This is a genomic window from Paenibacillus sp. MZ03-122A, from assembly GCF_024213325.1.
GTDB lineage: Bacteria > Bacillota > Bacilli > Paenibacillales > Paenibacillaceae > Paenibacillus > Paenibacillus polymyxa_B.
This window is the reverse complement of the sequence record NZ_JANAVI010000036.1, coordinates 1-4,279: the sequence shown is the minus strand read 5'-3', so window position 1 is coordinate 4,279 and position 4,279 is coordinate 1. Positions and strand designations below refer to the sequence as shown.

The 4,279-nt window shown below is 54.4% G+C and carries 1 protein-coding gene; it reads right to left on the bottom strand.

Going from position 1 to position 4,279, the window contains the following annotated elements:
• Positions 1–4,279, bottom strand: a 4,279-nt coding sequence (locus tag NLX74_RS25395) for an amino acid adenylation domain-containing protein (protein WP_254330918.1), incomplete at both ends; no start/stop codon positions are given.

Sequence of the window (4,279 nt, the reverse complement as noted above, 5' to 3'; positions counted from 1 at the left end):
ATGGACTGGTTATGATGATGAGCATCCGTCAGGTTCTGCTCAAAGAACCATTGTTGAACGGGTGTCAGTTTCACAGCGCCCACCACTTCGCTCTGATCCGCCATTCGGGTCACCGATTGGACTTTCAGTGCCAAGGCAGACACGGTTGGATGACTGAACAGGTCTTTCATCTCCAGTCGATAACCTGCTTGCAGCAATCGGGAGGATACTTGCAAGGCCTTGATCGAATCGCCACCCAGTTCAAAGAAGTTATCCTGCGTGCCTACCGCTTCCACGCCGAGTACTCCGGCCCATACAGCAGCCAGTACTTGCTCCACCGTGGTACGCGGTGCGACATAAGCCGCACCCGTATGGATGCTTCCTTCCGGTTCCGGCAAGGCCTTGCGGTCGATTTTGCCGTTGCTCGTCAGGGGGATCGTCTCCAGTCGCATCAAACGTGCAGGCACCATATGTGCTGGCAGCCCGGCTTCCAGTTCGGCCTGTACCTCCTCAATCCGCAGCTCAGCTTCTCCCGTGATGTATCCGCACAAGTACTTGTGTCCACGCTCATCCGTCCGGTCGATGACTACCGCTTGACGCACGCCCGGCACCCGCTGGATCGCCGTTTCAATCTCGCCCAGCTCGATCCGGTAGCCCCGGATTTTCACTTGATAATCCATCCGGCCGATAAAGTCCACATTGCCGTCCGGCATCCACCGCGCCAAGTCACCTGTACGGTACAATCGTTCACCTGGCACGAACGGATTGACCACGAATTTCTCGGCTGTCAGGTCCGCACGATTCAGGTAGCCTCGTGCTACCCCGGCACCGCCAATGCACAGCTCGCCCAGTACACCGATTGGCACCGGATTCAACTGGCTGTCCACAATGTAGAAGCGGGCGTTCAGCCACGCCTGGCCAATCGGCACATTGCCGCTGCTTGGCAGCTTCGACAGCTCTTCGTCGTAGAAGCTGGAGTCAATCGCCGCTTCCGTGACGCCGTAACTGTTCATAATGCGGATATCCGCGCCAAACCGTTCTTGCAGCACCCGGTAATCCGTCACGCTGCAGCTATCCGAGCTGGTAATCAGCAATTCCAGACTGCTCATGTCCAGTCTCTGTTCATGCACATGCTGCATAAACGGTACGATCAGGGCCGGGGTCGATTCGAACACCGTAATCTGGTAGTCGCGAATCCATCCATATAGACGGCTTGGGTCGATGCGATCATCTTTCGGACAGATAACCATCGTTCCGCCGTTATAGAGCGTCCGCGCAATATCCCCGACGCACACGTCGAAGGAGAAGCTCGCCAGTTGCAACAACCGTACCGGGAACTGGTTCAGACGGTAATCCCGGCGATAAGCTGCAGCCGTATTCACCAAACTGCGATGCTCAATCATGACGCCCTTCGGACGTCCCGTTGTCCCGGAGGTGTAGATCACATACGCTAGATCCTGCGGTTCATTGATGTGATTGACGTCTGTGGTATCCCCGGTGTACAACGACTCATCGTCCAACGCCAGTACGGTATGCAGACGCAAACCCGCTGCGGATTCGGATGTAGTTTTGCTTTCATCCAGCCATACCTGTGCACGCTCCTGTAAGCCCGTTTGGGTCAACAGTACCGTCGCACCGCTATCCTCCAGCATGAAACGAATGCGTTCGGACGGATAGTCTGCATCTAGCGGCACATACGCGCCTCCAGCTTTCCACACCGCCAATACGCCGACCAGCATGTCTACCGAACGTTCACTCAAAATGCCGATAATCGACTCGCGTCCAATGCCTTCATTTCGCAGTCTACGGGCCAATTGGTTCGCACGCTCGTTGAGTGTGCGGTACGTCAGTTGTTGTTCCTCGTACACCACCGCCACGTGATCCGGTATAAGCTGCGCCTGTTCTTCCACATAGGTATGGAACAAAGCTCCTGCTTCAGCAGCAACATCCGATACTCCCACATCTCCAAAACCGTAGATGATTTGTGCCTTCTCCTCGACGGTCACCATCTCCAAAGCTGCCAGTGGCTGCTGCGGATACAGGGTAATTGCACGTACGAGTTCGGTAAAATGCTGTGCCAATCGCCCGATGGTCTCAGCCTTGTATAGTGCCGTGCTGTATTCCAGACTGCACAGAATGCCTTCCGGCTGCTCCACTGCATCCAAGGTCAGATCAAATTTGGCCGTAGGATTGTCCGTCGAATACGTTTTAAAGGTCAGACCCTCCAGCTCGAACTCCTGCTGTTCAAATGTTTTCAGCTCAAACATCGTGTCAAACAGCGCATTCCGGCTCGTATCCCGCGTTAAATTCAGCTTTTCTACCAGTTCTTCAAAAGGATAGTCCTGATGCTCATATGCACTGAGCGCATGCTCTTTGACCTCTTGCAGATAATTCAGGAACGTTTTGTCGCCAGACGGATAATTGCGGATCGCCAGCGTGTTGAGGAATACGCCTACCAAGCCCTCCAGTTCCGCATGCGGTCTTCCGGCAATCGGCGTGCCGACGATAATGTCCTCCTGCCCCGAATATTTATGCAAGAGCGTGCTATATGCTGCTAGCAACACCATGTATAAGGTGGAGCCGGTTTGCGCGGCCAGCTGTCTCAACTGCTCGCTGTCCTCCAAGCTGATCGCAAATTCCAATCGATCTCCTTCTAGACGCTGTACGGCTGGTCTTATAAAATCCGTTGGCATATCCAGTGCTGGAATGTCACCAGCCATCGTGTTCAGCCAGTAGCTTTCCTGCTCACGAAGACGTTCACTTTGCAAATCGGCATGCTGCCAAACCGCATAGTCCTTGTACTGGATGCGCAGGGGCGGCAGTTCCTTGCCTTCATACAATTGAGAGAACTCCTGCACGATAATTCCTTCAGTCACGCCATCCGAAATAATATGGTGCATGTCATAGAGCATGACGTGACGCTCCGGTCCGGTTTCCACCAGCTGAACCCGCAGCAATGGTGCTTGTGCGAGATCAAATGCACGTACAAAGTCCTGTGCGTACTGCTGGGTCTCTTCTTCGCTTGCCTGCACATGCTCCACGTTGAATGCGACGCCCGATTCAATCCGTTGAATCACCTCGCCATCCACCATGTCGAATCGGGTTCGCAGGGCTTCATGACGGACAATCAGCTGGCGGAAGGCTTGCTCCAGTCGCGTTTTATCCAAGGAACCTTCAATAATCAAAGCGCCCGGCATATTGTAGCTAACCTCTCCGCCTTCCAGATGACTCAGCACGTACATCCGTTTTTGCGCCGAGGAAACCGGATAATATGCACGTTCCTCCGCAACAGGGATGGATACATACGTTTGCTGTGTCTGAACTTCTCCCATCACCTGCACCAGTTGCTCAATCGTCGGATATTGGAAAATATCTCGCAGCGCCAGCTTGTAATTCAGCTCCTGATGGATTTTCGCCATCAGGGTTGTCGCGCGCAGAGAATGTCCTCCGACTTCAAAGAAATGGTCCTTAATACCGATCTGCGGATGATTCAGAACACTTTGCCAAATACGTACCAACTGCTCTTCCAGCAGTGTCCGCGGTGCCACGTACGCTGTGCCTCCTTCAAAGCGCGCTTCCGGCGCAGGCAACGCTTTGCGGTCAATTTTCCCGTTTGGTGTCAGCGGGAAATGATCCAGTTGTACGACATATGTCGGGATCATATACCCCGGCAGCTTGGGCTGCAGCAGGTTGCGCAGCTCGGGCAAATTCAGCGCATCAGAAGCTACGACATACGCACACAAATCCTTGTCTCCATCTTCGTTTTCCCAGGCGGTGACGATGGCTTTCTGAATACCGTCCACGGTCAGCAGCTGTGCTTCCACCTCGCCCAGTTCAATCCGGAAGCCCCGGATTTTGACCTGATCATCCATCCGGCCGATAAAGTCCACATTGCCATCCGGCATCCACAGCGCCAAATCGCCTGTGCGGTACAATCGTTCACCCGGTACGTACGGGTTCGCTACGAATTTCTCGGCGGTCAGATCTGCACGATTCAGGTAGCCTCGTGCCACCCCGGCTCCGCCAATGCACAGCTCGCCCAGTACGCCGATCGGCACCGGATTCAGCTGGCTGTCCACGATGTAGAAGCGGGCGTTCAGCCACGCCTGACCAATCGGCACATTGCCGCTGCTTGGCAGCTTCGACAATTCTTCGTCGTAGAAGCTGGAGTCAATCGCCGCTTCCGTGACGCCGTAACTGTTCATAATACGGATATCTGCGCCAAACCGTTCTTGCAGCACCCGATAATCCGTCACACTGCAGCTATCCGAGCTGGTGATCAGCAGTTCCAGACTGCTCA